Origin of the sequence: Kitasatospora sp. NPDC059088, assembly GCF_042738155.1 — a bacterium.
GTDB lineage: Bacteria > Actinomycetota > Actinomycetes > Streptomycetales > Streptomycetaceae > Kitasatospora.
In genome coordinates, this window is the sequence record NZ_JBHYGR010000113.1 from 5630 (window position 1) to 32158 (window position 26529).

Consider the following 26529-nt stretch of genomic DNA (forward strand, 5'->3'; position numbering starts at 1 on the left):
ACCCTCTTTTTTTTTTGGCGCGGGGGGTGCGTTTTTTTTTAAACACTCCGGGGGGGGGGCGGCGGGGGGGGCCCCCCCCCCCGCCCCCCCCCCGCTCGCGCTCAGCCAGCAGTTCGCCGTCAACCGCATGCTCGCCGACCGCGAGGGCACCGACGGCGGCCTGTTCTCCGTCAACGGTCCGCCCGGCACCGGCAAGACGACCATGCTGCGCGACCTCGTCGCCGCCCTCGTGGTCGAGCGGGCCGCGGTGATGGCCTCCTACAGGCGGCCCGGGGACGCCTTCGTGGGACGCGCCTGGCAGGGCAGGAACCGCCAGGGCCACAAGCGCTACGTCGCCGCCCTCGATCCCAAGCTCACGGGTTACGAGATCGTCGTCACCTCCTCCAACAACGGCGCCGTCGAGAACGTCACCGCCGAACTGCCGGGCGCCGCCGCCCTCGACGAGTACTGGCACGATGGCCCCGACCACTTCTCCGACTTGGCCTCCGCGCTGCTCGACGGCGCCCCCGCCTGGGGCCTGGTCGCCGCCGTGCTCGGCAACAAGGCCAACCGGACGAAGTTCGCCCAACGCTTCTGGTGGGGCAACCTGACCGAGAAGGAGACCGACGCACGCACCGCCGCCGGACTCCCCCCGCTGCGCGGAATGAAGACGATCCTCGGCGACTGGATCCCGCCGCGCGCCCCGAAACCCGCCCGTACGCCACCGCGAGGGGGCAACCACCCCGCCCCTGCCCCTGCCCCGACCGTCCCTGCCCAGCCCGTCCCCTCCTGGCACGAGGCCGTCACCGCCTTCAAGGCCGCCCAGGCCGAAGTGGAACGCCTGCGCATCGAACGCGCCCACCTCGCCACCGTCCTGGCCGAGACCGAATCGGGCCGCGGCCGTGCCCGCCTCGACGCCCTCCGTACCGCCGTCGCCCACGCCGACCAGCGAGCCACGGCCGCCGAGGCCCGGCACACCGACGCCACCACAGCCGTCCTCACCGCCGGATCCACCGCCGTAGCCGCCGAAGCCGCCCACCATGCCGCCACCCGACGCGTCCCCCAGGCCCGCGAAGCCCTCGCACTCGTCCGCGCCGACCTGGTAGCCGCCCGCGAACGGGCCCACCACCACCGCCAGTACGTCGACGCCCTGACCGCCCGCCACGAAGCACCTCCCACCGCCGAACCAGGCCTGCGCGCGGGACTGCGCCGACTGCTCCAGAGCACCGCTGAACGCCAGGCCGCCGAGCAGCAGCACGAACGCACCCAGGCCGAGATCCTCGACCTGCTCGTCCAGCAGCGCACCGCCCTGCAGGACGCCGACGACCACGTCGCACGCTGCGTCCACGCCGAGGAACTCGCCGAGCACCAGCACGCCGACTCCGCCACCGTGCTCGCCCAGGCCACCGCCGCCCTCGACAGGGCCCTCACCCGCGAGGACGCCGCCCGCACCGCCGAGTCAGCCGCCCACCAGGCCGTCCAGCACGCCCGGCGTGACGCCACCGCCGCCCGACGCGACCTGGCCACTGCCACCGCCGACCTCGACGCCGCCCACCGTGACCTCCGCCGGACTGCCACCGCCCTCCCCAGCCTGCCCCTCGACTGGTCCCACCTCGACGACCAGCAGCAGGAACTCGGCGCGCCCTGGTCCGACGAAGCCTGGTCCACCGCCCGCAGCGACCTCTTCCTGCGCGCCCTCGACCTGCACCGCGCCTTCGCTGCCAACAACGCCCTGCGCATCAGCGGCAATCTGCAGACCCTCATGGACCTCATGGCCGGCACCAACGGCCCCATCCCCGACGAACAGGTCGCCCAGGCCTGGCAGACCCTCTACCTCCTCGTCCCCGTCGTCTCCACCACCTTCTCCTCCATCGGCAGCATGTTCGCCCGCCTCGGCCAAGGCAGCATCGGCTGGATCCTCGTCGACGAAGCCGGCCAGGCCACCCCGCAGGCCGCCGTCGGAGCCCTCTGGCGTGCCCGCCGCGCCGTCCTCGTCGGCGACCCCCTCCAGCTCGAACCCGTCGTCACCATGCCCTCAGCCCTCCAACGCCGCCTCCTGCTCGCCCACGGCGTCGACGAGGAATGGCTCCCCTCAACCACCTCCGCCCAGGCCGTCGCCGACCGCGTCAACCGCTACGGCACCTACCTGCCCGACCCCACCGGCAACGACGACGAGACCGTCTGGGTCGGCTCACCCCTACGCGTCCACCGCCGCTGCGAAGACCCCATGTTCACCGTCAGCAACCAGATCGCCTACGACGGCCTCATGGTCTACGGCACCCACTCCAAGCCGTTCCCCGACGCCGACCAGGACGGCCTCCTGCCCAGCCGCTGGCTCGACACCCCCGACCCCACCCGCAACAGCTCCGACCCCTGGGGCGAACGCGACCGCCGCGCCCTCGACTTCGTCCTCCACAGCCTCCACCGGCACCACGTCACCCCCGAACGCCTGCGCATCATCGCCCCCTTCCGCGCCCTCGTCCGAGAAGCCCGCGAAACCTGCCGCACCCACCCCGGCTGGACCACCGAACTCCTCGACGAACGCTGCGCCACCGTCCACAAGGCCCAGGGCAAGGAAGCCGACGCCGTCATCCTCTTGCTCGGCGCCGGCCGCCCCGGTGCCCGCGCCTGGGCCGCCCGCACCCCCCACCTCCTCAACGTCGCCGCCAGCCGCGCCAAACGCCGCCTCTACGTCATCGGCGACCGCGCCCTGTGGTCAGACCTGCCCCACTTCGACGTCCTCGCCGCCGAACTGCCCGTCTACCGCCACCTCGAGGACCGCGACACCTGGCCCCGCGACCGCCCCGAACCACCGTCGGCGTCGGCGTAGTGCCGACCGGCGCCCGCCAGGCCTGACCGTGGCACCGCGTCAGCGCCGATGCCACGGCCAGCCGGACTCCGCTTCAGCGGGGGAAGCCGGAGCCCGCGGAAGAAACCGGTGACAGTTCGCCGACCCCCGACGTGTGGGGGAAGACAGGACGGGCCGGTTGAGCACCGGGAGCATGCACGGTTCACCCCTGCAGGTGCGGGGAGGAGGGCGCCCAGCTCCAGCAGACCTACCGCATCACCGGCTGACACCCGCGCGTGCGGGGAGGAGAGCAACACGCTTGACATGCTCCGCCCGCGCATCGGTTGACCCCCGCGCGTGCGGGGAGCAGCTGGCCTGGCTCCGGGGCTGGTTCTCCGCACGCGGTTGCCCGCTTCCGAGCGCGGAGAGGATCTCGCGGCGATCGGTGAAGATGGCCGATGCCATCGCCCTGGCCAGACGGCGCGGCGCTGCAGACGTCGACCGGGCGCTGGGCACCGCTGTGACGGTGGGCCCCGCTTTGCCGAGGGCGACCTGCTGTCGGTTCGGGGTCACCAGGGCGCGTACGACCCGGCGAGCCGATCCGCCGCCATCGAGCCACGGCCTGTTGCAAGCGCCTACCCCAGAGTGGCGCCGCGCTCCTGGGCGACTGCCTCCAGACCGTACCGGGCCACGTGGTCCGGGTTGGTCAGGTCGATGGTCCGGATGCCCTGTGCGGTCAGCTGCTCGTTGATCCGGTCCAAGTGCTGCCGGACGAGCTGCTTCTCGGCATCGGTGGTGCGGCCCTTGTGGGGCTTGCCGGCGTGCTCCAGGCTGGCATAGTTGATGCGGTCCTTGGCCGCGGGCTGCTGAGCCTGGCTCGGAATGCTCCGGGGCACCCGCTTGGCGCTGCGCAGCACCTCGGCCATGGAGCCGTCCGACACCAGACGGTTGAACGCCTCGGCCTCCATGACGACGGTCCGCGGTTCGCCTGAGTCCGGGTAGTGCAGCTCGAACGTCACCAGGTCGAGTGCCAGGTCCTGAACGCCGGACAGCTCCTCGGCCAGCGCCTCGATCTCGACGGGGCCGTCTTCCAGGTCAGGGTGGTCCTGAACGACGATGCGCACCAGCTGGGCGTCGTCGTCGACGTGCTTGCCGGTCAGGTCCGAGAAGCGGATGACTTTCTGGCCCATGGGTTCCTCTCCTGACTACCTTGATCCAGGACGAGAGCCTATCCCCCGAACCCACCGGCCGTAGCCGCTCACGAACCCGCTCGTGCGGGGAGGAGCCCGCTACGCGCAGAATCCCGACCACCTCGGTCGGCTGACCCCTGCGATTGCAGCGAGGAGACGTGGAGCTGGGCCCTGTCGTGCTCCGTCTACGGCTGACCCCCGCGAGTGTGGGGAGTAGTACCTTGGACGGGTACCAGCCGCAAGCGGCGGCCAGGTCGCGCCCGTTGAGCCCGGCGTCCCCCTGTATCTCGCGGAGCTGATCCGCAAGACCTTGGCGGGCACGTTGGACACTCGAGGATGCCGAATCGGCCATGTGCTCAGTACTGATCAGGCGGGGTGGAACTCCGTGTGCGGGATGGCCCGCTCCCAAGCGGCTTCGTAGGCCGCCAGGTACCGGGCGGCCAGCTCGGCGTCCTCGCGGACCTCCATCTTGGCGGGAGCCCACTGCCCCCCACCCGTGAAGTGGTGCAGAATCACCACCCGGCCGTCCATGACCCACCCGTCCAGGCCGGGGAGCAGGAGGTCACCTGTGCGGGACCGGGGCAGCCACCGGACCTCCTCGCCCGCAGCGACGTTGGGGAACGTCACGTCGTACTCGTACCGGATGTAGTCGGTCACCGGCTCCGAGACCACCCGCAGACGGCGCATCGACACGCCTCGGCCCGTCGCCTCGGTCACCACGTCCAGCCACGACCGCCACCACGATCCACGGTCGGCCGGGTCAAGCCGCTTGCCCTGCTGCCAGGCGATGAACTCCGGGTCGTCCAGCATGTAGCTGTCCCGCATCTCCAGGTGCACCGCAGAGCGCTGGGCCTTCGCCAACTCCTCACGAACCGCTGTTGCCACCGCTGCTGTCCTCGTCCTTGAGCCGAAGGATGAACTGGATCATGTTGGCGGGCAGCCGGATCATGGTCTCGTGGTCCGGGATGTCCGTGGTGTGACCGGGGACCGAACCGATCTCCTGCGCGGCCTTGATGTCGTCCTCGCTAGCCTTGTACGACTGGATGAGCAGGTCGCCGGTCTCCGCCTCCCGCCAGATGGTCAGCGAGCCGTCGTCCGGAGTGTTCGGGTAGATCCCCAGGAACTAGGGCCATGTCGGCATCCAGTGTCGATCAGGTTCCACGTGGTTCCAAGGATGCTGGCCGGCCGTGCTCCTGTCAGGCGTATCGCGTTCTGACGAGCAGTCAGGGTGATCCCGCGGTGGGAGCATGTTCCTGCGGCCCGCACAGACCAAGGTCTCGGTGTTGGGATCCAACACTGGTGGGAAATCGACGAAAGGCCCTGGTCAACCCCGAAGGGATCGACCAGGGCCGGTTGGGGTTGACCCCCGCTCGTGCGGGGAGGAGAACGTCTCGACGCGCGCCTCCGAGGTCGAGCCGGCTGCCCCCCGCTCGTGTGGGGAGGAGCTCGGCATTCAGGCGCACGGCGCCCAGGGCAACGGCTGACCCCTGCGGGTGCGGGGAGAAGGAGCCCTACTGGAAGTTGAAGTCCAGGCTGGGCGGGTGACCCCCACGGGCGTGGGGAGGAGACCAGCGGCGTTCGGGGTGCGACCCCGTTCCGCGGCTGACCCCCACGGGTGCGGGGAGGAGTCGGTGGCGCCGCCGAGGCTGACGATCCGGCACGGTTGACCCCCGCTCGTGCGGGGAGGAGATGGCGTCCTGATCAAGGGTGTCCATAAACCCCGGCTGACCCCCGGGGTGCGGAGAGGAGCCGAGCCAGCGGAGCCAAATGCCGAGGGCCTGCGGCTGACCCCGGCTTGTGCCGAGAGGGGGAGGCCGTACGCACCCTCACCCCGCAGCTGCACAGCTGACACCCACGTGTGTGGGGAGGAGTGGACTGGTAAGCCCGCATTTTGAGGTGTCGCGCATTCGAGGCTGAAACCAGCCGGTCATCACGTTGAGTGAGAATCGTCTGTCGCTGCTGCACTGGTGCGAAGGGCGGGCTGCGCAGGCCGGTCGCAGCCGTCCGAGAAATCTCCATGTAACCGGCCAGGTGGGAGACGTTGGCTGGAGAGGCCGGTCCCACAGCGCGTCAGTTGGCATCGTGGCGGTGGCGAGGTTCCGGAGAAGTCAGTCGTCGAGTGCGATCGCGTTCTTGGCCCGTTCGACGGAGGCTTCGGAGGCCGGCCCGCCAGGATTCTCGGTGGCGAGCGCCTGGTTGAGCTCGACGAAGGGGCGCATGCGCCTCTCGTAATGGGCGAACGCCGCACGGTGGTCGGCGCCTTCGCGTCGTAGGGCGCTGGCCAGTACGTGGGCCCCTACGAGAGCAAGGCTGGTCCCCTGGCCGGACAGCGGAGAGGCGCAGTAGCCCGCGTCGCCGAGAAGGACGGTCCTGCCGTTGAACCAGCGGTCCATGTGGACCTGCGTCATCGCGTCGAAGTAGAAGTCGTCTGCCTCCCGCAGGGCCTTCAGTAGCCTCGGGGCCTCCCAGCGCACCGTCGCCATCCGATCGGCGACGAATTGCTTGTGCTGTTCGGCGTCACGGTGGCCGGCGGGAAGCGGTTCGGCTGCGAAGCCGAACGTGATCCTCAGCTCGGTGTTGCCGCGTACCGGGTAGATGCCGTAGCCGGCCTCGCCGTCCCTGAGCCACAGCTGCCAGTCTTCCAGGGCGAGGAAGTTATCCGCACTGAAGATCGCCATGTGCATGTCCAGGTGGCGGGTGACCTGCTTCTCGGGCCCGAAGCTCAGCCGTCGCACAGCCGAGTGCAGGCCGTCGGCTCCCACGACCAGGTCGAAGGTCTGGGGGCGTCCGTGCTCGAAGGTGACCCGTACCCCGTCCTCGTCCTGGTCGAGCGCGGTGATGCGGTCCCCGAAAACGAACTCGACGTCGGCGCCGGCCTGTTCGTTCAGGATGCGGACCAGGTCCTCACGCAGCAGCTCGATGTCGTCGTTGACGAGCCGGCCGCTGCTGAAGGTCGTCTCGGTGGAACGGTGGATCTCCCTGCCGTCACCATCCAGCACCGACATGCCGCGCATCCGGGTGCGGTGGGCCCGGGCTTGATCCAGCAGTCCCATCCGCTCCGTGACATCGAGTGCAACGCCACGGATGTCCACCGCCTGGCCGCCGGGCCGCGGGCCTGGTGCGTGTTCCACGACCGTCACGGCGATGCCGTCCCGATGCAGCAAACGGGCGAGCGCGGACCCGGCGACACCGGCGCCGGAGATCAGCACAGTCTTCATGCAAGCTCCTTAATACGCTGTACGCGCCCTGAATGTACGGCGTCTGCGCAGTGCTGCCAACTGCCATTTCCCCTGCTCTGATCTAGGGCAGCAGGGTCATTCAAGCCTCCCGCGCTGGTAGGGTCTGAGCTAGTACAGATTCGGTGGCGCAAAAGAAATATCTCGGGGAGCCGACAGCATGGCCTCGCAGTCCGACCCGCCGTTTCGGCGCATCGCCGACGAGATTGCCCGACGCATCGCTGAGGGGGCGCTCGTCCCGGGCGATCGCGTTCCGTCGACACGGCAGATCGCCCGTGAGTGGGGTGTCGCGCTCGCCACGGCCACGAAGGCCCTCACCGTGCTCCGCCTGGAAGGGCTGGTCGAGGCCCGTCCCCGGGTCGGTACAGTCGTGGCGGCCGCAGAGGGCGCGGCATCGATGGAGCACCGTGCCCCGTCGAAGCGCCGGTCTCCGTCCATGGCCTTCTCCGATCACGAACTGAGCTGCGAGCGGATCGTCCGCGCCGCGGTGGACATCGCAGACGGCGAAGGGCTCAGCGCGGTGTCGATGCGGAGCGTTGCCGCCAGGCTCGGTGTCGCCGCCATGTCCCCCTACCGGTACGTCAACAGCAAGGACGACCTGGTTCTCCTGATGGCGGACGCGGCGTTCGGCGAGGAGACCTACCCGGTCGAGCCACCGGAGGAGTGGCGGGCCCGCCTGGAACTCGGTGCGCGCATCTTGTGGAGGATCCACCGCAGGCATCCCTGGCTTGCACAGGTCGGCTCCCTCACCCGCCCCCTGATGCTTCCGGCCCTGATAGTCCATGCGGAATGGGCGCTTGCCGCCCTTGACGGCCACGGCCTCGATCCGGAGACCATGCTCGACCTGCACGTTCTGCTCTACAGCTACATCCAGGGGATCGCCGTGCACCTGGAACGGGAAGCCCAGGCCGAGGCCGCCACCGGCCTGTCCGAGGACCAGTGGATGGACCACCAGGCCCCCGCCTTCGCGGCGATCACCGCGGCGACCCGGTACCCCGTATTCACCAGGATCGCGAGCAGTTGCAAGGACGGTTACGACCTCGACCTGGACATGCTGTTCGAGTTCGGCCTCAAGCCGCTCCTCGACGGCATCGCCCTCATCATCGAGGCTGCGTGACGGTGATGAGGTGCTGATCCTGCTTGTCGACCGCCACCTTGCGCCGCCCCACCAACGTCCGGTTTTTTCACCGGGGTGAAGTATGACCCGACAAAATCATCGAACCGTTCAAGGAGGGCACCGCCGTCACCTGCGGCATGCTGGAGCAGGACGGCGCTCCGGTCACGCTTCCGCCGCTGGAGATCCTCCCGAGCACTGCGGAGTTCTACGGATACAGGGCCAAGCGCGACCCGGCCGGCCACCGCTACCGCTGCCCCGCCAACTCCCGGGCGCCGCCCTCGCTACCATCTCCCGCGCTGCCTGGCCGTCGCGCTCGGTCGGCGATAAGCCGACCAGCACCCGCTGTCCGGCGGCGTCTTCGGCACCAACGCCTACTCCCGAGCTGGGTGGTAGGCCCCTGCGGCTCCCGCTCGCCGTCCAGAGTTGTGTCCAGCGGCCGGATGAGGTTCCTTGCCAAGCTCAAGCGCACGTTTCCGGACACCCGAACGTGCACGTGATCCTGGAGGATGACGCGACCTGCAAGGCACCGGATACAAGGCAGCGGCTCCTGGCACACCCCAGGTTCCACTCGCATTCGGGGAGGAGCGGAAGGCCAACGTCCCGACGTTCGGGGGCTACGGCTGACCCCCACGGGCGTGGGGAGGAGCACATTGGCCGACTCTAGCTCGGCCTTGACCGCGGCTGACCCCCACGGGCGTGGGGAGGAGAAGACGAACACCGCCGGCGACGTCTCCGAGTACGGCTGACCCCCACGGGCGTGGGGAGGAGGCCCCGTAACCGGCCGCCTCTACCTCCCGCGCCGGCTGACCCCCACGGGCGTGGGGAGGAGCGGGGGGACGGTCACCGCTCCTCCTTGCGGAGCGGCTGACCCCCACGGGCGTGGGGAGGAGTGCTGGAGCATCGCCGACGCGATCGTCGAAGCCGGCTGACCCCCACGGGCGTGGGGAGGAGCGCTACGTCCACGCCCTCTGCCCCCAGCAGCGCGGCTGACCCCCACGGGCGTGGGGAGGAGGGCCCTTGACCTGCGGCGCATTCGGTGCCGCATGGCTGACCCCCACGGGCGGCTGACCCCCACGGGCGTGGGGAGGAGATGCCGAAACGGGCTTTCAGGCTGTCTGACCAGGGCTGACCCCCACGGGCGTGGGGAGGAGCCTTCCCGAGGGCCGGCCACTGCTGGTGGGTCCGGCTGACCCCCACGGGCGTGGGGAGGAGTCCTTGCGTCCGGCGACGGCAGCGGCCGCGGCCGGCTGACCCCCACGGGCGTGGGGAGGAGCGACCCGAGAGGCGACGCGGCGGTCAGTCCTCCGGGTGACCCCCACGGGCGTGGGGAGGAGGCCCACAGCTTGAGGTAGTGGTCGTGGCTCATCGGGTGACCCCCACGGGCGTGGGGAGGAGGCCCCCTCGCCCGTCGGCGGGGGGGGCTTTGGTCGGGTGACCCCCACGGGCGTGGGGAGGAGTGGCTCAGGGCCTGCATCAGGAAGGGGTACATCGGGTGACCCCCACGGGCGTGGGGAGGAGGGGGGGTCGCGTTCGACCACACCATGGCGGGCGGGTGACCCCCACGGGCGTGGGGAGGAGGAAGTGAGGGGGGCGCTGCCGCGTTCATGCTACGGGTGACCCCCACGGGCGTGGGGAGGAGGCAGCCACCACGCTGCCGACCGTGCCGACCAACGGGTGACCCCCACGGGCGTGGGGAGGAGCGACTCCTGGACGACCTCTCCCAGACCGGGGACGGGTGACCCCCACGGGCGTGGGGAGGAGACCAGCACCGTGGAGTCGGCGGCACGCGCGTGCGGGTGACCCCCACGGGCGTGGGGAGGAGGGCACCCCCTACGCGATCAGCGATCTGCCGGACGGGTGACCCCCACGGGCGTGGGGAGGAGTGGCGAGGTACACCCGGAACGCCTGGAACATGCGGGTGACCCCCACGGGCGTGGGGAGGAGTTTTTCGGGCGCCATTCGAACACTTCCTTGCGCGGGTGACCCCCACGGGCGTGGGGAGGAGACCGGGCTGGACGGGCTAACGCCCACCGTGAGCGGGTGACCCCCACGGGCGTGGGGAGGAGGCCACGAGGGCCTGTACGCCCGCGATGCCGTGCGGGTGACCCCCACGGGCGTGGGGAGGAGGTCGTAGCCGAGGTCTATTCGGACGGGCGCGGCGGGTGACCCCCACGGGCGTGGGGAGGAGGCCGCCGGGCCGGGCGCCGGGGTCGCGCCCGCCGGGTGACCCCCACGGGCGTGGGGAGGAGTGGGCCGACTGGGACCAGATGGCCGCCTTCCCCGGGTGACCCCCACGGGCGTGGGGAGGAGCCTAGTCGGACGGTTGCCATGTAACCACATGGCGGGTGACCCCCACGGGCGTGGGGAGGAGCCGGCGACGCTCCCCTCGCGCCCCCTAATTAGCGGGTGACCCCCACGGGCGTGGGGAGGAGCTTCGCGTCACGTCGGCCGCGCGCAGGTGGTCCGGGTGACCCCCACGGGCGTGGGGAGGAGGCCTACGTTCTCATGCCCGGGGAGATCGAGATCGGGTGACCCCCACGGGCGTGGGGAGGAGCTCATGGACCAGCTCGACCTCCTGCACGAGCACGGGTGACCCCCACGGGCGTGGGGAGGAGGATTCGTCCAGGCCTGGACGAATCCGCGGGGGCGGGTGACCCCCACGGGCGTGGGGAGGAGAGCGGGCCCCGGCAGCCGGTCGCTGAAAACTGCGGGTGACCCCCACGGGCGTGGGGAGGAGCAGGCGACGCAGGGTGTTCATCGTGCATCAGCCGGGTGACCCCCACGGGCGTGGGGAGGAGTCCTTGCGCCAGCCAGCCACGGTGGTGCCGTCCGGGTGACCCCCACGGGCGTGGGGAGGAGGGCTACATGATTGTCCGTCAGGTGCGCGTGTGCGGGTGACCCCCACGGGCGTGGGGAGGAGCAAGGGCAAGAGCGCCATCGACCTCGTACGCGCGGGTGACCCCCACGGGCGTGGGGAGGAGGACGATCCGGGCGCCCCGCTCCTCCGCGCCGGCGGGTGACCCCCACGGGCGTGGGGAGGAGGCTTTCCGACCTGCGGTGCAGCAGCGCCTTTGCCGTTGCTTGACCATGTTGGATGGTCGGCGAGGGGCGGTTGCTGGTGGTCTGTTGAGGTGTCAAAGGGCTGCGTTCATCGTGCCACTTGTCGGTGGTTCCTCGCCGGGAGGTGGCTGATCTTCCCGAGGCCCGCCCTCGCGGGGAGGAGTTCACGATCAGGGCCAGCAGTCCGGAGACTCCGGCTGACCCTCGCTCGTGCGGGGGGGGGTCTTGGGCGCGGGCGGCGGCGACGGCTGACCCCCGCGGGGGCGGGGAGGAGATCCCGAACTGGTCCATCATGTCGCCGAGGTACGGCTGACCCCTGCGGGTGCGGGGAGGAGGCGTAGTCGTGGAAGGGGAGGATGCCCTCTACCGGCTGACCCCCGCTTGTGCGGGGAGGACCTCGCGGCGATCTGGTCGTGGGGGTTGGCTTCGTAGGTGACAACGGAGAGCGGTTGTCGATGAGTTTGGGTAGCAGAGGTCGATCTGCTGCCGTCGAAATGTCGCTGGGATCCGAGAGCACCTAAGTGGCGTGTCGGCCGAGACTCGTGGTCACGGCGGTCAGTGAGGTGGAATGAGTCCTATCGGGCCGCGGGTCTGACGATCGGACTGGGGGGCATCGGTGGGGACGATTCTCAAGGGCGTAAGCCGCGTGCGCTGGCACGAGTTGAAGCATGCCTATGGATCTGCGGCCGATGTTCCCGGCGTGCTGTCGCGGATCGCATGGGGCGACGCCGGCGCGAGTGAGGCAGCCCTGAGCGATCTCGCGTTGTGGATCGGTGAGCTGGCAGTCTTCGACGCGACCGTCGCCGCTGTTCCCTTTCTGTGGGACCTCGCGGTCACCGAGACCGTGAACTCCCGGGCCGGAGTCATCGGGTTGCTGCAGACGATCCTCGAACACGGCAACCCGCCGCACCCGAAGGTGCAACTGGAAGCTCACCAGGCCGTGCTGAGCCGCCGGGCGACAGCGGACCAGCTCACCCACGACAGTGACCCTGTCGTGAGGGCAGCGGCTCAGAACCTGCTGGCTGGGATCGACAGCCATCTGAGCGAGTCCTGTTGCGGGGTTTGATGCGAGGACTTTCCCTGCTGCTCTGGTGACGGCCGCCGTATGGCCTGACCAGCAGGGGAAGGCCTGAGAGCCGTCAGCTGACGGCCTGCTGCTGTTCGGCGCGGGCACGGGTGCTGGCGAGCCGGTAGGAGTCGGTGCCGGTCTCGATGATGGTGCCGTTGAAGGTGAGGCGGTCGTGGATGGCCGCGCAGAGGCGGGGGTAGGTGAAGGTCTTGGTCCAGCCGGCGAACGACTCGTTCGAGGCGATGGCCACGCTGTTCTTTTCCTCCCGCTCGGTAAGAACTTGGAACAGCAGTTCGGCGCCGCGGCGGTCGAGTTCCATGTAGCCCAGCTCGTCGATGCAGAGCAGGTCGACGCGGCCGTAGCGGGCGATGGTCTTGGCCAGCTGCTTCTCGTCCGCGGCCTCGACCAGCTCGTTGACGAGCTTGGTGGCCAGCACGTACTTGACCCGGAAGCCGGCCATCGCGGCCTCGGTGCCGAGTGCGATCAGCAGGTGGGACTTGCCGGTGCCGGAGTCGCCGATCAGGCAGAGCGGCAGGCTCTTCTTGATCCACTCGCAGGCCGCGAGGGTGTGGATCGTCGCCGGGTCGATGTTCGGGTTCGCGTCGAAGTCGAACTTTCGCAGCGCCTTGTCGCGTGGGAAGCCGGCGGCCTTGATCCGCCGTTCCGACCGGCGGCGGGCCCGGTCGTCGCACTCGGCCATCAGCAGCTCGGAGAGGAAGCCGAGGTAGGACATCTGCTCGCGGGCGGCGTTCTCGGCGAGCTCGGGGAACTGGGCTCGGATGGTGGGCAGCCGCAGCATCCGGCAGGCCTGGTCGATGGCGGCGGTGGCGGCCTGCTCGGTGATGCCTCGCTGGCGGGGGAAGGTCACGGCGTTCTCCTTCAAGTGGTTGGGTGGTTCGGTCGGCGGTGTCGCAGCAGTTGGTCGTAGTGGGCCACCGAGGGCAGCGGCCGAGTGTCGGGCGGAAGTTGGGAAAGGCGCCGTTCGGTCAGAGAAGTCACCGTCGCCCGGTCCGTGGCGGGCGGCTCCGGTTCTGCGGGAGTCATGCTGTCGGCCTCGGCGGCCTTGCGGGCCTCCAGCGCGACCGCGTCGGCGGTCAGCGCGCCGGCCCGGAGGGCTGCGGCGAGGCCAGCGACGAGGTGCTCGTGGGGCAGGTGCCGACCGAGCAGGAGGACCTCGATCAGGGCCCGGGTGCCGTTGCGCTCGCCGTGGGCCTTGCGGGCGGCCGCCCACCATGCGTCGTGGACCGGGGTGAACCTGCCGGCCGAACGGGCCTGGTCGAGCGCGGTCGCCCCGGGCAGGGCGCCGGGCTTGCGGACCAGGGCCTCCAGATAGTGGTCGAGGTCGAGCCGGGCGCCGCCCTTGGCGATCAGTCGCTCGTGCCGGGCGACCTCCTCCCGGCCGTCGTAGACGACCAGCTCGGAGGCGTGCAGCATCACCCTCACCGTCCTGCCGATCATCCGCACCGGCACCGAGTAACGGTTGCTGCGCACACCGATCTGGCTGTAGCGGTCGACCCGCGGAGTGAACAGCCGGCCCGTTTCGAACGGCTCCTCCGGCAGCGGCGCCAGCAACGGCCGCTCGGCGGCGAGGTACTCGCCGATGGTGCGGGGCCGGGACCGGATCCGGCGGGCCTCGTCCTCTTCGCCCCACCGGTCGATCATCGCGTTCAGCTCGGCCAGCGTCGCGACCTCGGGCACGGGGACCAGGTGGTTGCGGCGGAACCAGCCGATCTGGCCCTCGACCCCGCCCTTCTCGTGGGCGCCGGCGATGCCGGGCTGGCAGTAGAGGACTCCAGGCCGTAGTGCGAGCGGAACGCGGTCCACCGCTCGGCCTCCACCCGCTGGCGGGAGAAGCCCAGCACCCGCGCGACGGCGGCCCTAAGGTTGTCGTAGCGGACCCTCCCGGTCGGCACCCCGCCCAGCGTGTTGAGAGCGTGGACGTGGCCCTCGAAGAACGCCTCCTGCCCGCACGAGGCGAAGATCCTTCTCTGCACTAGCGATCGTCGCTCGGGGTTTCCTGGGGCAAAACCGCTGACAGCTGGGCATTCGCCTGGCAAGGATGCAGCTATGCGTCACGCCACCACTGACCCTGAGCTGCTGGGCTTGGTCCGCCGATTCGTCACACCCGGACGGCGGTACCTTCGGCGGGGTGGAAGCTTGCTGCGGTTGAGCGGGCCTGAGTGTCGGCGTACGCCTGAACGTGCTCAACGCCGTACAGGTGAACGTGTTCAGTTGTTGCTGCGCTGACCACGGGCTCTCGTCAGTCCGCAATGGACGGTCGGCGGCGTCGGGCGGCCGGGCACTTCTCATACCACCTTGATGACAACCTTGCCCGAGGCGTGACCGTTCTCGACGGTGGCGAGGGCGGCCGGGGCGTCGGAGAGCGGATGGACCGCGGTGATCACGGGTACGAGGACTCCGTCGAGGGCCAGCCGGGCGGACCGCTCCAGGTTCTCGCGGTCGAGGCGACGCTCGACGAAACGCCCACCGAGATCGGGCACAGACAGATCGCCCACGGCGATGACGTTGTGGGGCTCCCGGGCCAGTGGCGCGACCGTCCGCAGCGAGGGGCCTCCTACCAGGTCGACGATCCCGTCGAAGCCGTCCGGGACCAGCTCGCGCGCCGCGGTGACGACGTCCTCGGCGGCGTAGTCGATGAACCGCACCCCGATGGCCTCGGCGTGCTCGCGTTTGGCGGCACTCCCGGTGCCGATCACACGCAGCTCGCGCCCAACGGCCAACCGGGCGACGGCGAGGCCGACCCCGCCCCCGACCCCGTTGACCAGGACCGTCGCACCGGCCGGGAGGTCGAGCTGGTCGAGCACGTCCACCGCGGTCGTCCCGGCCACTGGCAGCGTTGCCGCCACGGTCGCGGACAGAGCCTCCGGGATGCGCGCGCTGTTCGGCGCGGACAGCACCGTCGTCTCGGCGTAGGTGCCGCCACCGGTGAGTGCGAAGCCGAAGACCGCGTCACCCACCTCGAGCCCTTCGACATCCTCGCCCCGAGCGAGAACGATTCCGGCCGCCTCCATCCCCAGAACGCGGGGAAACGGACGCCCGCCGTCGAGCCCGTCGACCAGTCCCGAGCGCAGAAGGTGGTCGAGGGGATTCACGCCGGCCACGGTGACCCGGATCAGCACCTCGCCGCGACCGGGGACGGGATCGGGACGATCGAAGAACTCCTGCACCTCGGGTCCGCCATACCTGCCAAAACCCCACGCCTGCCCCATCTTCTGCTGCCTCTCGTGTGACCGACCCCGGTGGTTCCGGGCGCTGTCGCCATCCTCACCTCTGACATTGATGTAAGGGGCAAGTGACTGAGACACAGATCACAGCATCAGGCCGACCGTGCCACCGGTTCCGGGGCCGTGGACAGCTCCGCCCGGTGCCGGCTGTTGGCCCTGATCAGCACGTCGAGTGCATCCCGGGTCTCGATCAGGTGCGCAATGTCGGAGTCGATCCGTTCGCGCTCGCGCATCATCGCCGTGAACGTCTCCTCGGCGACGCCCAGGTCGCCAGGGATGTCCACACACGGCAGCACAGTCGCGATCACCCGGCTGGACATACCCGCGTCGAACAGCTGTCGGATGAGCGATACGCGCTGGACCGCACCATCGGAATAGTGACGCTGCCCGGCGTCGGAGCGTGAGCTGGTCAGCAGGCCCTGCTCTTCGTAGTACCGCAGTGAGCGCGGACTCACGTCCGTGCGCTTGGACAGCTCGCCGATCCGCATTTCTGAGAGCCTACGCCCGCGTGCTCCGGGTTCAGACCGCCGGCGAGTCATGGATGCTCGCGGACACCCCCACGGCCGCAGGGTTGTCGTCCCGGTCCCACGACTGAACACGTTGGTCTGTACGCGCCTGAGCACTTTCCTTAGTACGCCGACACCCCTACGTGCGCGGGGAGGAGAAGACGGTCGGCGCCAGCATGTACGTGCGCGCCGACTGACCCCCGTTTGTGCGGGGAGGAGGTGCGCACCGCACAGCACCGGACGCCGTCGACCGGCTGACCCCCCACGTGTGTGGGGACGAGGGCTACCCGGGCCCCGAGACCTGGCGCCGACTCGGCTGACCCCCACGAGCGTTGGGAGGAGGGGTACGACGCGGCGTACATCCCGGGGTCGGCCGGCTGACCCCCACGAGCGTGGGGAGGAGGACCCGGCCACGCAGCCGTACGGCCGGGCCCTCTGGCTGACCCCGCTCGTGTGGGGAGGAGCTGGCCACCGCCACCACCAGCGGCCTGATCGGCGGCTGACCCCGCTCGTGCGGGGAGGAGAGCAAGCCCCCGCCCGGTTCCCCGGACGGGGGCGGGTGACCCCCGCTCGTGCGGGGAGGAGCCTGCTGGAGGTCGCGGGCGGCCCAGGCGAGCCGGGTGACCCCCGCTCGTGCGGGGAGGAGCGGCACGACCAGGACGAAGCGCAGGAGCTGGACGGGTGACCCCCGCTCGTGCGGGGAGGAGTCGAACCAAGCTAGCCGCCGCCACGGCAAGGGCGGGTGACCCCCGCTCGTGCGGGGAGGAGCAGCTCTCCCTCGGTGGGCGCCACCTCAAGCGCGGGTGACCCCCGCTCGTGCGGGGAGGAGGGCTTCCTTGTGCATAAACGCCTCTCTAGGCTCGGGTGACCCCCGCTCGTGCGGGGAGGAGAGGTGCGGGGCACCGCGCCGCTGAAACTCCAGCGGGTGACCCCCGCTCGTGCGGGGAGGAGATCCGGGTTCTGGGGGGTTCCAACCCGCCATGCGGGTGACCCCCGCTCGTGCGAAGAGGAGGCTGGCCGCGCAGCCAGCGGGTGACCGAGGTCTGGGTGACCCCCGCTCGTGCGGGGAGGAGCCGGTCGAGGACGGCATCGAGGTCTGCATCGGCGGGTGACCCCCGCTCGTGCGGGGAGGAGGCAGGAACTGATGCCCGTTCAACCCCTGGCGGAGGGTGACCCCCGCTCGTGCGGGGAGGAGTTCAGCCCACGAGGGGAGTATGACGCGTCCGACGGGTGACCCCCGCTCGTGCGGGGAGGAGTGCTTCGCCTGGCCTGCGACGCCCCCCTTGGACGGGTGACCCCCGCTCGTGCGGGGAGGAGGTCCCGGGGACGGTGCGGGCGGCGTCGATGATCGGGTGACCCCCGCTCGTGCGGGGAGGAGGTTGCCGCAGAGCGCGGCGTCGAGCCGCAGGACGGGTGACCCCCGCTCGTGCGGGGAGGAGACCCCGCTGCCCATCACCATCAGCCGCCACCCCGGGTGACCCCCGCTCGTGCGGGGAGGAGACCGGGCCCGCTCGACCAAGCCCGGGCGACAACGGGTGACCCCCGCTCGTGCGGGGAGGAGAGGCCGTGTGGCTACTCCGCAAGTACCGCGGCCGGGTGACCCCCGCTCGTGCGGGGAGGAGCCGGACACATCCGGGTTCGCGATCTTGATTCGCGGGTGACCCCCGCTCGTGCGGGGAGGAGGCGCGAAGGCCCCAACCGCCCTCGGTCGGGGCCGGGTGACCCCCGCTCGTGCGGGGAGGAGTTCGAGCTGGCTCCGTCCGCGCCGCGCTCCGGCGGGTGACCCCCGCTCGTGCGGGGAGGAGATGGCCGCGATGTCGGCCAGCCGAAACCGGATCGGGTGACCCCCGCTCGTGCGGGGAGGAGATGGCCGCGATGTCGGCCAGCCGAAACCGGATCGGGTGACCCCCGCTCGTGCGGGGAGGAGTTCTCGTAGATGTCCCGCATGTCCGTCAGCGCCGGGTGACCCCCGCTCGTGCGGGGAGGAGTCGGCGTCCAGGATGATCCCTGCCACGACCCGCGGGTGACCCCCGCTCGTGCGGGGAGGAGAGACGAGCACCGTGAACAGCCCCGCCGGCGTGTGGGTGACCCCCGCTCGTGCGGGGAGGAGTCACCACCACCTACGTCGACGACGCCGATTCCCGGGTGACCCCCGCTCGTGCGGGGAGGAGGGGGCGTGGACGGTGACGTACCAGGTGCGCAACGGGTGACCCCCGCTCGTGCGGGGAGGAGCAGCGCCACCAAACCGGCGGCCGCCATTACTACGGGTGACCCCCGCTCGTGCGGGGAGGAGGAAATCCAGACCTATAGGGGAACGGGAATCGCCGGGTGACCCCCGCTCGTGCGGGGAGGAGCTCTGCGGCCGTGGCGTAACGCGAGGTGACCTCGGGTGACCCCCGCTCGTGCGGGGAGGAGGCCCAGGCGTCCGGGACGCCGAGCCCGAGTTTCGGGTGACCCCCGCTCGTGCGGGGAGGAGGCGAGGCCCCATCATGCCGTCTCGAACGCGTATGGGTGACCCCCGCTCGTGCGGGGAGGAGGCGGCGGTCGCGCTGTCGGCGGTCTTCTTGAGCGGGTGACCCCCGCTCGTGCGGGGAGGAGACCGCGCCGAACGGCACCCTGGGCCAGGTCAACGGGTGACCCCCGCTCGTGCGGGGAGGAGGAGATCGCCTCCCAGTTCGTCCACGGGATGGGCGGGTGACCCCCGCTCGTGCGGGGAGGAGCGGACCATCGTCGACGTCCACGCCGCGCACAACGGGTGACCCCCGCTCGTGCGGGGAGGAGCCGGCCGAGGCATCCGTGCCGGTGCCCGCCACCGGGTGACCCCCGCTCGTGCGGGGAGGAGGCGTTTCTGGGAAGCTCGGTGCCAACGGGATACGGGTGACCCCCGCTCGTGCGGGGAGGAGACGCCCAGGCCCAGCACGTACGGGCCCCAGAACGGGTGACCCCCGCTCGTGCGGGGAGGAGACGCCCAGGCCCAGCACGTACGGGCCCCAGAACGGGTGACCCCCGCTCGTGCGGGGAGGAGACCTGACGGAGCCGCCACGCGTCAGCGTCGGCCGGGTGACCCCCGCTCGTGCGGGGAGGAGCTGACGCCGTAGTGCTCCTGGACGTGCCGCTGCGGGTGACCCCCGCTCGTGCGGGGAGGAGGCCTCCGTGGCCGCCCCGTTGCTCGGCCAGGCCGGGTGACCCCCGCTCGTGCGGGGAGGAGGTCATGTCCTTGCGGTAGACGGCGACTCGGGCCGGGTGACCCCCGCTCGTGCGGGGAGGAGTTCCCCTGGTCCTTGGAGATCCGGATGTCGAGCGGGTGACCCCCGCTCGTGCGGGGAGGAGGCCCGCTCGTACCCGACCACGCCGAACTCCGACGGGTGACCCCCGCTCGTGCGGGGAGGAGCAGTTGTCGGCGTGCCAGGTGGAGGTGAAGCCCGGGTGACCCCCGCTCGTGCGGGGAGGAGGCCCAGATCGCCAAGCGCGCTGGCGGCCTCCGCGGGTGACCCCCGCTCGTGCGGGGAGGAGGGCAGCGACGGTGGGAACATGACGAACCGCTACGGGTGACCCCCGCTCGTGCGGGGAGGAGCCTCGGTCGGGGGCGCGGTCGGCGCCGGGGTGCGGGTGACCCCCGCTCGTGCGGGGAGGAGGCTTTCCGACCTGCAGCGCAGTACGGCCTTTGCTGTTTCTTGACCATGTTGGATGGTCGGCGAGGGGGCGGATGCTGGTGGTCTGTTGAGGTGTCAAAGGGCTGTATTCATCGTGCCACTTGTCGGTGGTTCCTCGCCGGGGTGTGGCTGACCCCCACGTGTGTGGGGAGGAGACGTACACGGCGCCGTCGCCCCGCGTGTGCGCCGGGTGACCCCCACGTGTGTGGGGAGGAGGCGCCTGCGGAGGCAACAGGGCCCACCGCATCCGGGTGACCCCCACGTGTGTGGGGAGGAGAGCGGTGAAGACCTCTTCCAGCTCGGCGGCGAAGGGTCACCCCCACGTGTGTGGGGAGGAGTCCGCGAACCGAGCCTCGCGCTCAGCCCGCAGCGGGTGACCCCCACGTGTGTGGGGAGGAGCGAGGTTGTGGACGTCGCCGCGCGACTCCTCCTGGGTGACCCCCACGTGTGTGGGGAGGAGTGCAAGTGCAACGGCAAGGGCCACGGCGTTGACGGGTGACCCCCACGTGTGTGGGGAGGAGCCGAGCCACGCGTCCACTGCGGAGCGGCCGCGCGGGTGACCCCCACGTGTGTGGGGAGGAGATGATCGAGCGGTTCGGCTGGTCAGGGTGGGCCGGGTGACCCCCACGTGTGTGGGGAGGAGCGCGCCGATCCCCCGGGCGACGGCCGCGCCTGCGGGTGACCCCCACGTGTGTGGGGAGGAGATCACCCGCCGTGACGACTCGCGGGTGCTGGGCGGGTGACCCCCACGTGTGTGGGGAGGAGACGAAGGCCCCCGGCTCCAACCAGCCGGGGGCCGGGTGACCCCCACGTGTGTGGGGAGGAGGCCTACCGCACGACCATCCTCGACAACCTCGACGGGTGACCCCCACGTGTGTGGGGAGGAGGCGGTCCCGTCCTCGTCGGCCAGCCGCAGATCCGGGTGACCCCCACGTGTGTGGGGAGGAGCCAAAGGCGCCTGCTCGGCGGTCCTGACGCCGCGGGTGACCCCCACGTGTGTGGGGAGGAGTAGCGCTCCCAGCCCTCGGCGAGCCCGGGCAGCGGGTGACCCCCACGTGTGTGGGGAGGACGCGGCGGGGGTCAGGCAGGACTGGAAGCAGGACGGGTGACCCCCACGTGTGTGGGGAGGAGACGCTCAGCGGGATCTGCAGCCACCTCAGAGTCGGGTGACCCCCACGTGTGTGGGGAGGAGGACCAGCGCCGCGCCGGCTACTGGCTCATCGACGGGTGACCCCCACGTGTGTGGGGAGGAGGGGGCACGGCCGGAAGCCGCCCCCCGCCACCCCGGGTGACCCCCACGTGTGTGGGGAGGAGTCCTGGTGCTGCTTGATCGCGGCGCACAGCTCCGGGTGACCCCCACGTGTGTGGGGAGGAGAGCGCCCGCCAGCCGGCCCCGCCGCGGCAGGCCGGGTGACCCCCACGTGTGTGGGGAGGAGCGGCGCGCTTCGCGCAGACGGGCGGCCAGGTCCGGGTGACCCCCACGTGTGTGGGGAGGAGACGAAGGCCCGGCGGATCGAGCGGCGGGTGTCCGGGTGACCCCCACGTGTGTGGGGAGGAGCAACCCCACAGGCTGACCCCACTGAGCCCCCGCGGGTGACCCCCACGTGTGTGGGGAGGAGGCGGTCGGCGTACTCCTGGACGCTGAGGACGGCGGCTGACCCCCACGTGCGTGGGGAGGAGAAGGCCGACATCATCATCGTCGACACCCCGGGCGGCTGACCCCCACGTGCGTGGGGAGGAGGACTACACCCCCGCCCGGAAGGGGATGGTGATCGGCTGACCCCCACGTGCGTGGGGAGGAGCTCCTCGACGACCAGCACAAGGCCATCGAGGGCGGGTGACCCCCACGTGCGTGGGGAGGAGTACGGCAAGAGCGACGACCCCCGGCTGATCGGCGGCTGACCCCCACGTGCGTGGGGAGGAGGTGGGTGGTGGAGGCCCGGGGCGGCCGGCGTGCGGCTGACCCCCACGTGCGTGGGGAGGAGAGCGCGAACACCCGGTCCGAGTCGGCCATGAACGGCTGACCCCCACGTGCGTGGGGAGGAGGTCGGATCGAACTCGCGCACCGGCTCGTAGTACGGCTGACCCCCACGTGCGTGGGGAGGAGGACGTCCTGGCCGGAGCCGAGGACGCGCGCACCGGGTGACCCCCACGTGCGTGGGGAGGAGTGTTCCGCGGCCTCAAGCTCCCTCTGGGCCTCCGGGTGACCCCCACGTGCGTGGGGAGGAGCGACGACGGCAACGGCGATGGAGAGACCGGAACGGGTGACCCCCACGTGCGTGGGGAGGAGGCCAACACCTCCGTCACCGCCAGCAGCCGCATCGGGTGACCCCCACGTGTGTGGGGAGGAGGACCTGCTGCGGGCAGAGATCGCGGCTGACCCCGGGTGACCCCCACGTGTGTGGGGAGGAGGCTTTCCGACCTGCAGCGCAGCACGGCCTTTGCTGTTTCTTGTCCATGTTGGATGGTCGGTGAGGGGGCGGTTGCTGGTGGTCTGTTGAGGTGTCAAAGGGCTGCATTCATCGTGTCACGTGTCGGTGGCCTCTCAGTGGGGTGTGGCTGATCTTTCCGAGGCTTGCCCTTGCGGGGAGGGGGCCCGCGCGGAGGGTGGCCGCGGCGGCCTTGACCGGCTGACCTCCACGTGTGTGGGGAGGAGTCAGCTTCGCCCGGTCCTTGGCACCGCCGTGCTGGCTGACCCCCGCTGGTGCGGGGAGGAGGAGTTGACCGCCGGTGCCGACGAGGTGTTGGACGGCTGACCCCCAGGGGCGTGGGGAGGAGGCGTGCTCCACGCCATAGGACTCCGCCCGCCGCGGGTGACCCCCACGTGCGTGGGGAGGAGGAGGCACTGTCGCGCGGTTGGACACCACTGCCCGGGTGACCCCCACGTGCGTGGGGAGGAGCCACCAACCCTGGAGCACACCGTGGACCACGCCGGGTGACCCCCACGGGCGTGGGGAGGAGTGCTCGCGGGGCAGCAGGCCGGCCGCGTAGAGCGGGTGACCCCCACGTGCGTGGGGAGGAGACCCTCTACTACGCCCACAAGCCCTCCGCCGCCGGGTGACCCCCACGTGCGTGGGGAGGAGCCCTCCCGACCGCGTGGCACCTGCCGCTGCGGCGGGTGACCCCCACGTGCGTGGGGAGGAGTTCGCCGGCAGGTTCAACGCGGCGCTGCTCCACGGGTGACCCCCACGGGCGTGGGGAGGAGGCGGGCGCGATCTGCGACACCTGCGAGTCGGACGGGTGACCCCCACGGGCGTGGGGAGGAGCGCAACCTGCCGGTGTCGACCGGGCACAGCCCCGGGTGACCCCCACGGGCGTGGGGAGGAGCCGAGGTGGCTCGCGGCCACGTCCGGGAACCGCGGGTGACCCCCACGTGCGTGGGGAGGAGGTCATCTCCCCCAACGCCGACCAGCCGAGCACCGGGTGACCCCCACGTGCGTGGGGAGGAGCCGAGGTGCTAGGGCGCCCGTACCTCGAACTACGGGTGACCCCCACGTGCGTGGGGAGGAGTGTGGCACTTTCAGGGGTAGCGCCCGGGGACGCGGGTGACCCCCACGTGCGTGGGGAGGAGGTCCAGAAATAGCGGTTGCAGTACAGCACCACCGGGTGACCCCCACGTGCGTGGGGAGGAGGACCGCCGCCGCGCCGGCTACTGGCTGGTCGACGGGTGACCCCCACGTGCGTGGGGAGGAGCGCCCACCCGATGCCCGTCCGGGCGCCGGGTGCGGGTGACCCCCACGTGCGTGGGGAGGAGTCCGCCCGGGCGGGCGCGAGCGGCCACGAGTACGGGTGACCCCCACGTGCGTGGGGAGGAGAGCCGAGACGCCCTCGGGTACGGACCGGCAAGCGGGTGACCCCCACGTGCGTGGGGAGGAGCCGGGAGTAGTCCAGCTTGAAGTCCTCCACGGCGGGTGACCCCCACGTGCGTGGGGAGGAGGATCCGGGGCTGATCGTTCATGGCGTCCGGTGGGGGTGACCCCCACGTGCGTGGGGAGGAGAACCGGATCGGTGGGCTGCCTGCCGCCGTCGACGGGTGACCCCCACGTGCGTGGGGAGGAGTCCCTACTTGAACCCGGAGATCCGCAAGTCTGCGGGTGACCCCCACGTGCGTGGGGAGGAGGGGCTCCAGGTGTCGAGGTCGTACTCGCTGGCCGGGTGACCCCCACGTGCGTGGGGAGGAGGGCCCGAAGTGCCACCGCTCGGCCTCGCGGCGCGGGTGACCCCCACGTGCGTGGGGAGGAGAGCATCCCGCCGGCCCTCCGGGAGGGAGGGTACGGGTGACCCCCACGTGCGTGGGGAGGAGCACTCGTACTCACGCAGCTGCATCACCGCCTGCGGGTGACCCCCACGTGCGTGGGGAGGAGCCTTCCGGGGCCGATGCGGGCTGGCCGGCCGGCGGGTGACCCCCACGTGCGTGGGGAGGAGTTCCCCCTGCCGTTCGTCCGCGACCACGGCCACGGGTGACCCCCACGTGCGTGGGGAGGAGCGGGGCACGAGGTGGGACCGTCCGGCGGCGCCCGGGTGACCCCCACGTGCGTGGGGAGGAGGGACCCTCGGTGACGGCCCCGTACCGCGCCGTCGGGTGACCCCCACGTGCGTGGGGAGGAGTCGCCCGCCCACTGGGCGCCGGAGATCAGGGCCGGGTGACCCCCACGTGCGTGGGGAGGAGTCGCCCGCCCACTGGGCGCCGGAGATCAGGGCCGGGTGACCCCCACGTGCGTGGGGAGGAGGTGCCGTAGAGCGGCGCGCTGGTGATGCCGGTCGGGTGACCCCCACGTGCGTGGGGAGGAGTAACTCGCCTACGCGGCAGCGCTGTCGAGGACCGGGTGACCCCCACGTGCGTGGGGAGGAGGGCCAAGGCCGAGGCGAAGGTGGCCGCCGGAACGGGTGACCCCCACGTGCGTGGGGAGGAGACCTCACAGAACTGCATTTCGAGGTTGTAGTACGGGTGACCCCCACGTGCGTGGGGAGGAGACGGCTGGCACGGGGACACCGCGCGGCGCGGACGGGTGACCCCCACGTGCGTGGGGAGGAGCGTGACGATAGTGCCGCCCGCTACCGCCCTTGCGGGTGACCCCCACGTGCGTGGGGAGGAGTCCGCTCCGGTGGCTGGGGAGGTCAGGGTCACCGGGTGACCCCCACGTGCGTGGGGAGGAGCCGGCTGCCGTTGATCGCCGCAGCACCCAGAGCGGGTGACCCCCACGTGCGTGGGGAGGAGGCCAGCAGCTCCTCGACGGTGGCGTGCCCGGCCGGGTGACCCCCACGTGCGTGGGGAGGAGCAGGCCCGGCCCCGGCGGATCAGCCGGGCGAGCGGGTGACCCCCACGTGCGTGGGGAGGAGCCGGGCTGGCCGACGGCGAGGCGGACCGGCCCCGGGTGACCCCCACGTGCGTGGGGAGGAGCACGAGACGTCGCAGCGCACGCACACGCCGCCCGGGTGACCCCCACGTGCGTGGGGAGGAGCGCTCCCCGCCCATGCCGACGAACTGACCGATCGGGTGACCCCCACGTGCGTGGGGAGGAGCCGCCGCGCGCACCGGCTGGGAGGCAGCCGGCCGGGTGACCCCCACGTGCGTGGGGAGGAGTTCGGGTTCACGTAGCCGAGGCCCTCCGTGATCGGGTGACCCCCACGTGCGTGGGGAGGAGTGCCGGAGATCGCCATCTCAGGCCGCCGAGGCCGGGTGACCCCCACGTGCGTGGGGAGGAGCCGCGCTACCTACGACGGTAGACCACGGGGGGCGGGTGACCCCCACGTGCGTGGGGAGGAGGCGCCTGCACTCGGCCGTCACCGTCGCCGCGGCGGGTGACCCCCACGTGCGTGGGGAGGAGGGGAAAGCTCCCGGATCATCACCTCGCCGATTCGGGTGACCCCCACGTGCGTGGGGAGGAGGTGTACGCGACGGCGGAGTGCCAGCCGGGCGGCGGGTGACCCCCACGTGCGTGGGGAGGAGCTGCCGTGGCGGGATGACCCGCTGCGGCGGATCGGGTGACCCCCACGTGCGTGGGGAGGAGCGCTGTACCGCGATCACGAACAGCTCTCGGTACGGGTGACCCCCACGTGCGTGGGGAGGAGCGTCTCAAGGACACCGTCAACACCCCGCCGAACGGGTGACCCCCACGTGCGTGGGGAGGAGCGCCACGGGCGGCCAGCGGACCCGTACGCGCCCGGGTGACCCCCACGTGCGTGGGGAGGAGCCGAGAAGGGCCGTGGCGGCCCCTCTGGCGGACGGGTGACCCCCACGTGCGTGGGGAGGAGGAACAGTGGATGCACGTCCACGAAGGGCGGCACGGGTGACCCCCACGTGCGTGGGGAGGAGAGGCCGCCCGCACCGGGTGGGAGGCCGCCGGCCGGGTGACCCCCACGTGCGTGGGGAGGAGCCGAGCCCTCGGCGGTGCGCGGGATGCGAGAGCGGGTGACCCCCACGTGCGTGGGGAGGAGACGGACACCACGCGATGGTTGATCACCAACTGCGGGTGACCCCCACGTGCGTGGGGAGGAGCCGCCGTTCCACGGGTTCGTGGTGGTGCCGTCCGGGTGACCCCCACGTGCGTGGGGAGGAGTTCCTTCTGGCCGACGGCGAGTACCGGCTCGCCGGGTGACCCCCACGTGCGTGGGGAGGAGGCTTTCCGACCTGCAGCGCAGCACGGCCTTTGCTGTTTCTTGACCATGTTGGATGGTCGGTGCGG

General features: G+C 71.4%; 11 protein-coding genes and 4 CRISPR repeat arrays. Of the genes, 3 read left to right on the forward strand and 8 right to left on the reverse strand.

Going from position 1 to position 26529, the window contains the following annotated elements:
* The first annotated feature begins 127 nt into the window (after positions 1–127).
* Positions 128–2809, forward strand: coding sequence for an AAA domain-containing protein (locus ACFWXO_RS34980; protein WP_380529107.1), 2682 nt, complete (start codon positions 128–130; stop codon positions 2807–2809).
* A 593-nt stretch (positions 2810–3402) separates the two neighbouring features.
* Here the strand turns inward: ACFWXO_RS34980 and ACFWXO_RS34985 are convergent.
* The 4 genes from ACFWXO_RS34985 to ACFWXO_RS35000 all read right to left on the reverse strand — a co-directional run bounded on the left by ACFWXO_RS34985 (position 3403) and on the right by ACFWXO_RS35000 (position 7175).
* Complete coding sequence (locus ACFWXO_RS34985) at positions 3403–3957, reverse strand: hypothetical protein (RefSeq protein ID WP_380529109.1); 555 nt, start codon at positions 3955–3957, stop codon at positions 3403–3405.
* Positions 3958–4323: 366 nt separating this feature from the next.
* Complete coding sequence (locus tag ACFWXO_RS34990; RefSeq protein WP_380529111.1) at positions 4324–4842, reverse strand: DUF6879 family protein; 519 nt, start codon at positions 4840–4842, stop codon at positions 4324–4326.
* Positions 4823–5077, reverse strand: a complete 255-nt coding sequence (locus ACFWXO_RS34995; RefSeq protein ID WP_380529127.1) for a hypothetical protein — start codon at positions 5075–5077, stop codon at positions 4823–4825. The genes ACFWXO_RS34990 and ACFWXO_RS34995 overlap by 20 nt, the downstream gene beginning before the upstream one ends.
* A 988-nt stretch (positions 5078–6065) precedes the next feature.
* Positions 6066–7175, reverse strand: a complete 1110-nt coding sequence (locus tag ACFWXO_RS35000; RefSeq protein ID WP_380529113.1) for an FAD-dependent monooxygenase — start codon at positions 7173–7175, stop codon at positions 6066–6068.
* Between the two features lie 178 nt (positions 7176–7353).
* On the opposite strand from ACFWXO_RS35000, the gene ACFWXO_RS35005 reads away from it, so the two are divergent.
* Entirely contained in the window at positions 7354–8310 is a 957-nt protein-coding gene (locus tag ACFWXO_RS35005) for a TetR/AcrR family transcriptional regulator C-terminal domain-containing protein (RefSeq protein ID WP_380529115.1), read from the forward strand.
* A 617-nt stretch (positions 8311–8927) separates the two neighbouring features.
* A CRISPR array of direct repeats spans positions 8928–11352; the repeat unit is 29 nt; unit sequence CGGGTGACCCCCACGGGCGTGGGGAGGAG.
* Between the two features lie 664 nt (positions 11353–12016).
* Positions 12017–12436, forward strand: coding sequence for a hypothetical protein (locus tag ACFWXO_RS35010; RefSeq protein ID WP_380529117.1), 420 nt, complete (start codon positions 12017–12019; stop codon positions 12434–12436).
* 73 nt (positions 12437–12509) lie between these two features.
* Here the strand turns inward: ACFWXO_RS35010 and istB are convergent, their stop codons facing one another.
* The 4 genes from istB to ACFWXO_RS35030 all read right to left on the reverse strand — a co-directional run bounded on the left by istB (position 12510) and on the right by ACFWXO_RS35030 (position 16172).
* Positions 12510–13307, reverse strand: coding sequence for an IS21-like element helper ATPase IstB (gene istB / locus ACFWXO_RS35015; protein ID WP_380529119.1), 798 nt, complete (start codon positions 13305–13307; stop codon positions 12510–12512).
* Between the two features lie 11 nt (positions 13308–13318).
* Entirely contained in the window at positions 13319–14263 is a 945-nt protein-coding gene (locus ACFWXO_RS35020; RefSeq protein WP_380529121.1) for a hypothetical protein, read from the reverse strand.
* Positions 14264–14745: 482 nt separating this feature from the next.
* Positions 14746–15627: an NADP-dependent oxidoreductase gene (locus ACFWXO_RS35025; protein WP_380529123.1), complete on the reverse strand. Its 882-nt coding sequence runs from the start codon at positions 15625–15627 to the stop codon at positions 14746–14748.
* Between the two features lie 149 nt (positions 15628–15776).
* Positions 15777–16172 carry a MerR family transcriptional regulator gene (locus tag ACFWXO_RS35030; protein ID WP_380529125.1) on the reverse strand — a complete coding sequence of 132 codons (396 nt, stop codon included), beginning with the start codon at positions 16170–16172 and terminating at the stop codon, positions 15777–15779.
* A 208-nt stretch (positions 16173–16380) separates the two neighbouring features.
* Positions 16381–19825: direct repeats of the CRISPR family, unit length 29 nt; unit sequence CGGGTGACCCCCGCTCGTGCGGGGAGGAG.
* A 145-nt stretch (positions 19826–19970) separates the two neighbouring features.
* Positions 19971–22255: a CRISPR direct-repeat array (repeat unit 25 nt; unit sequence TGACCCCCACGTGTGTGGGGAGGAG).
* Between the two features lie 215 nt (positions 22256–22470).
* A CRISPR array of direct repeats spans positions 22471–26464; the repeat unit is 29 nt; unit sequence CGGGTGACCCCCACGTGCGTGGGGAGGAG.
* Positions 26465–26529 lie beyond the last annotated feature (65 nt).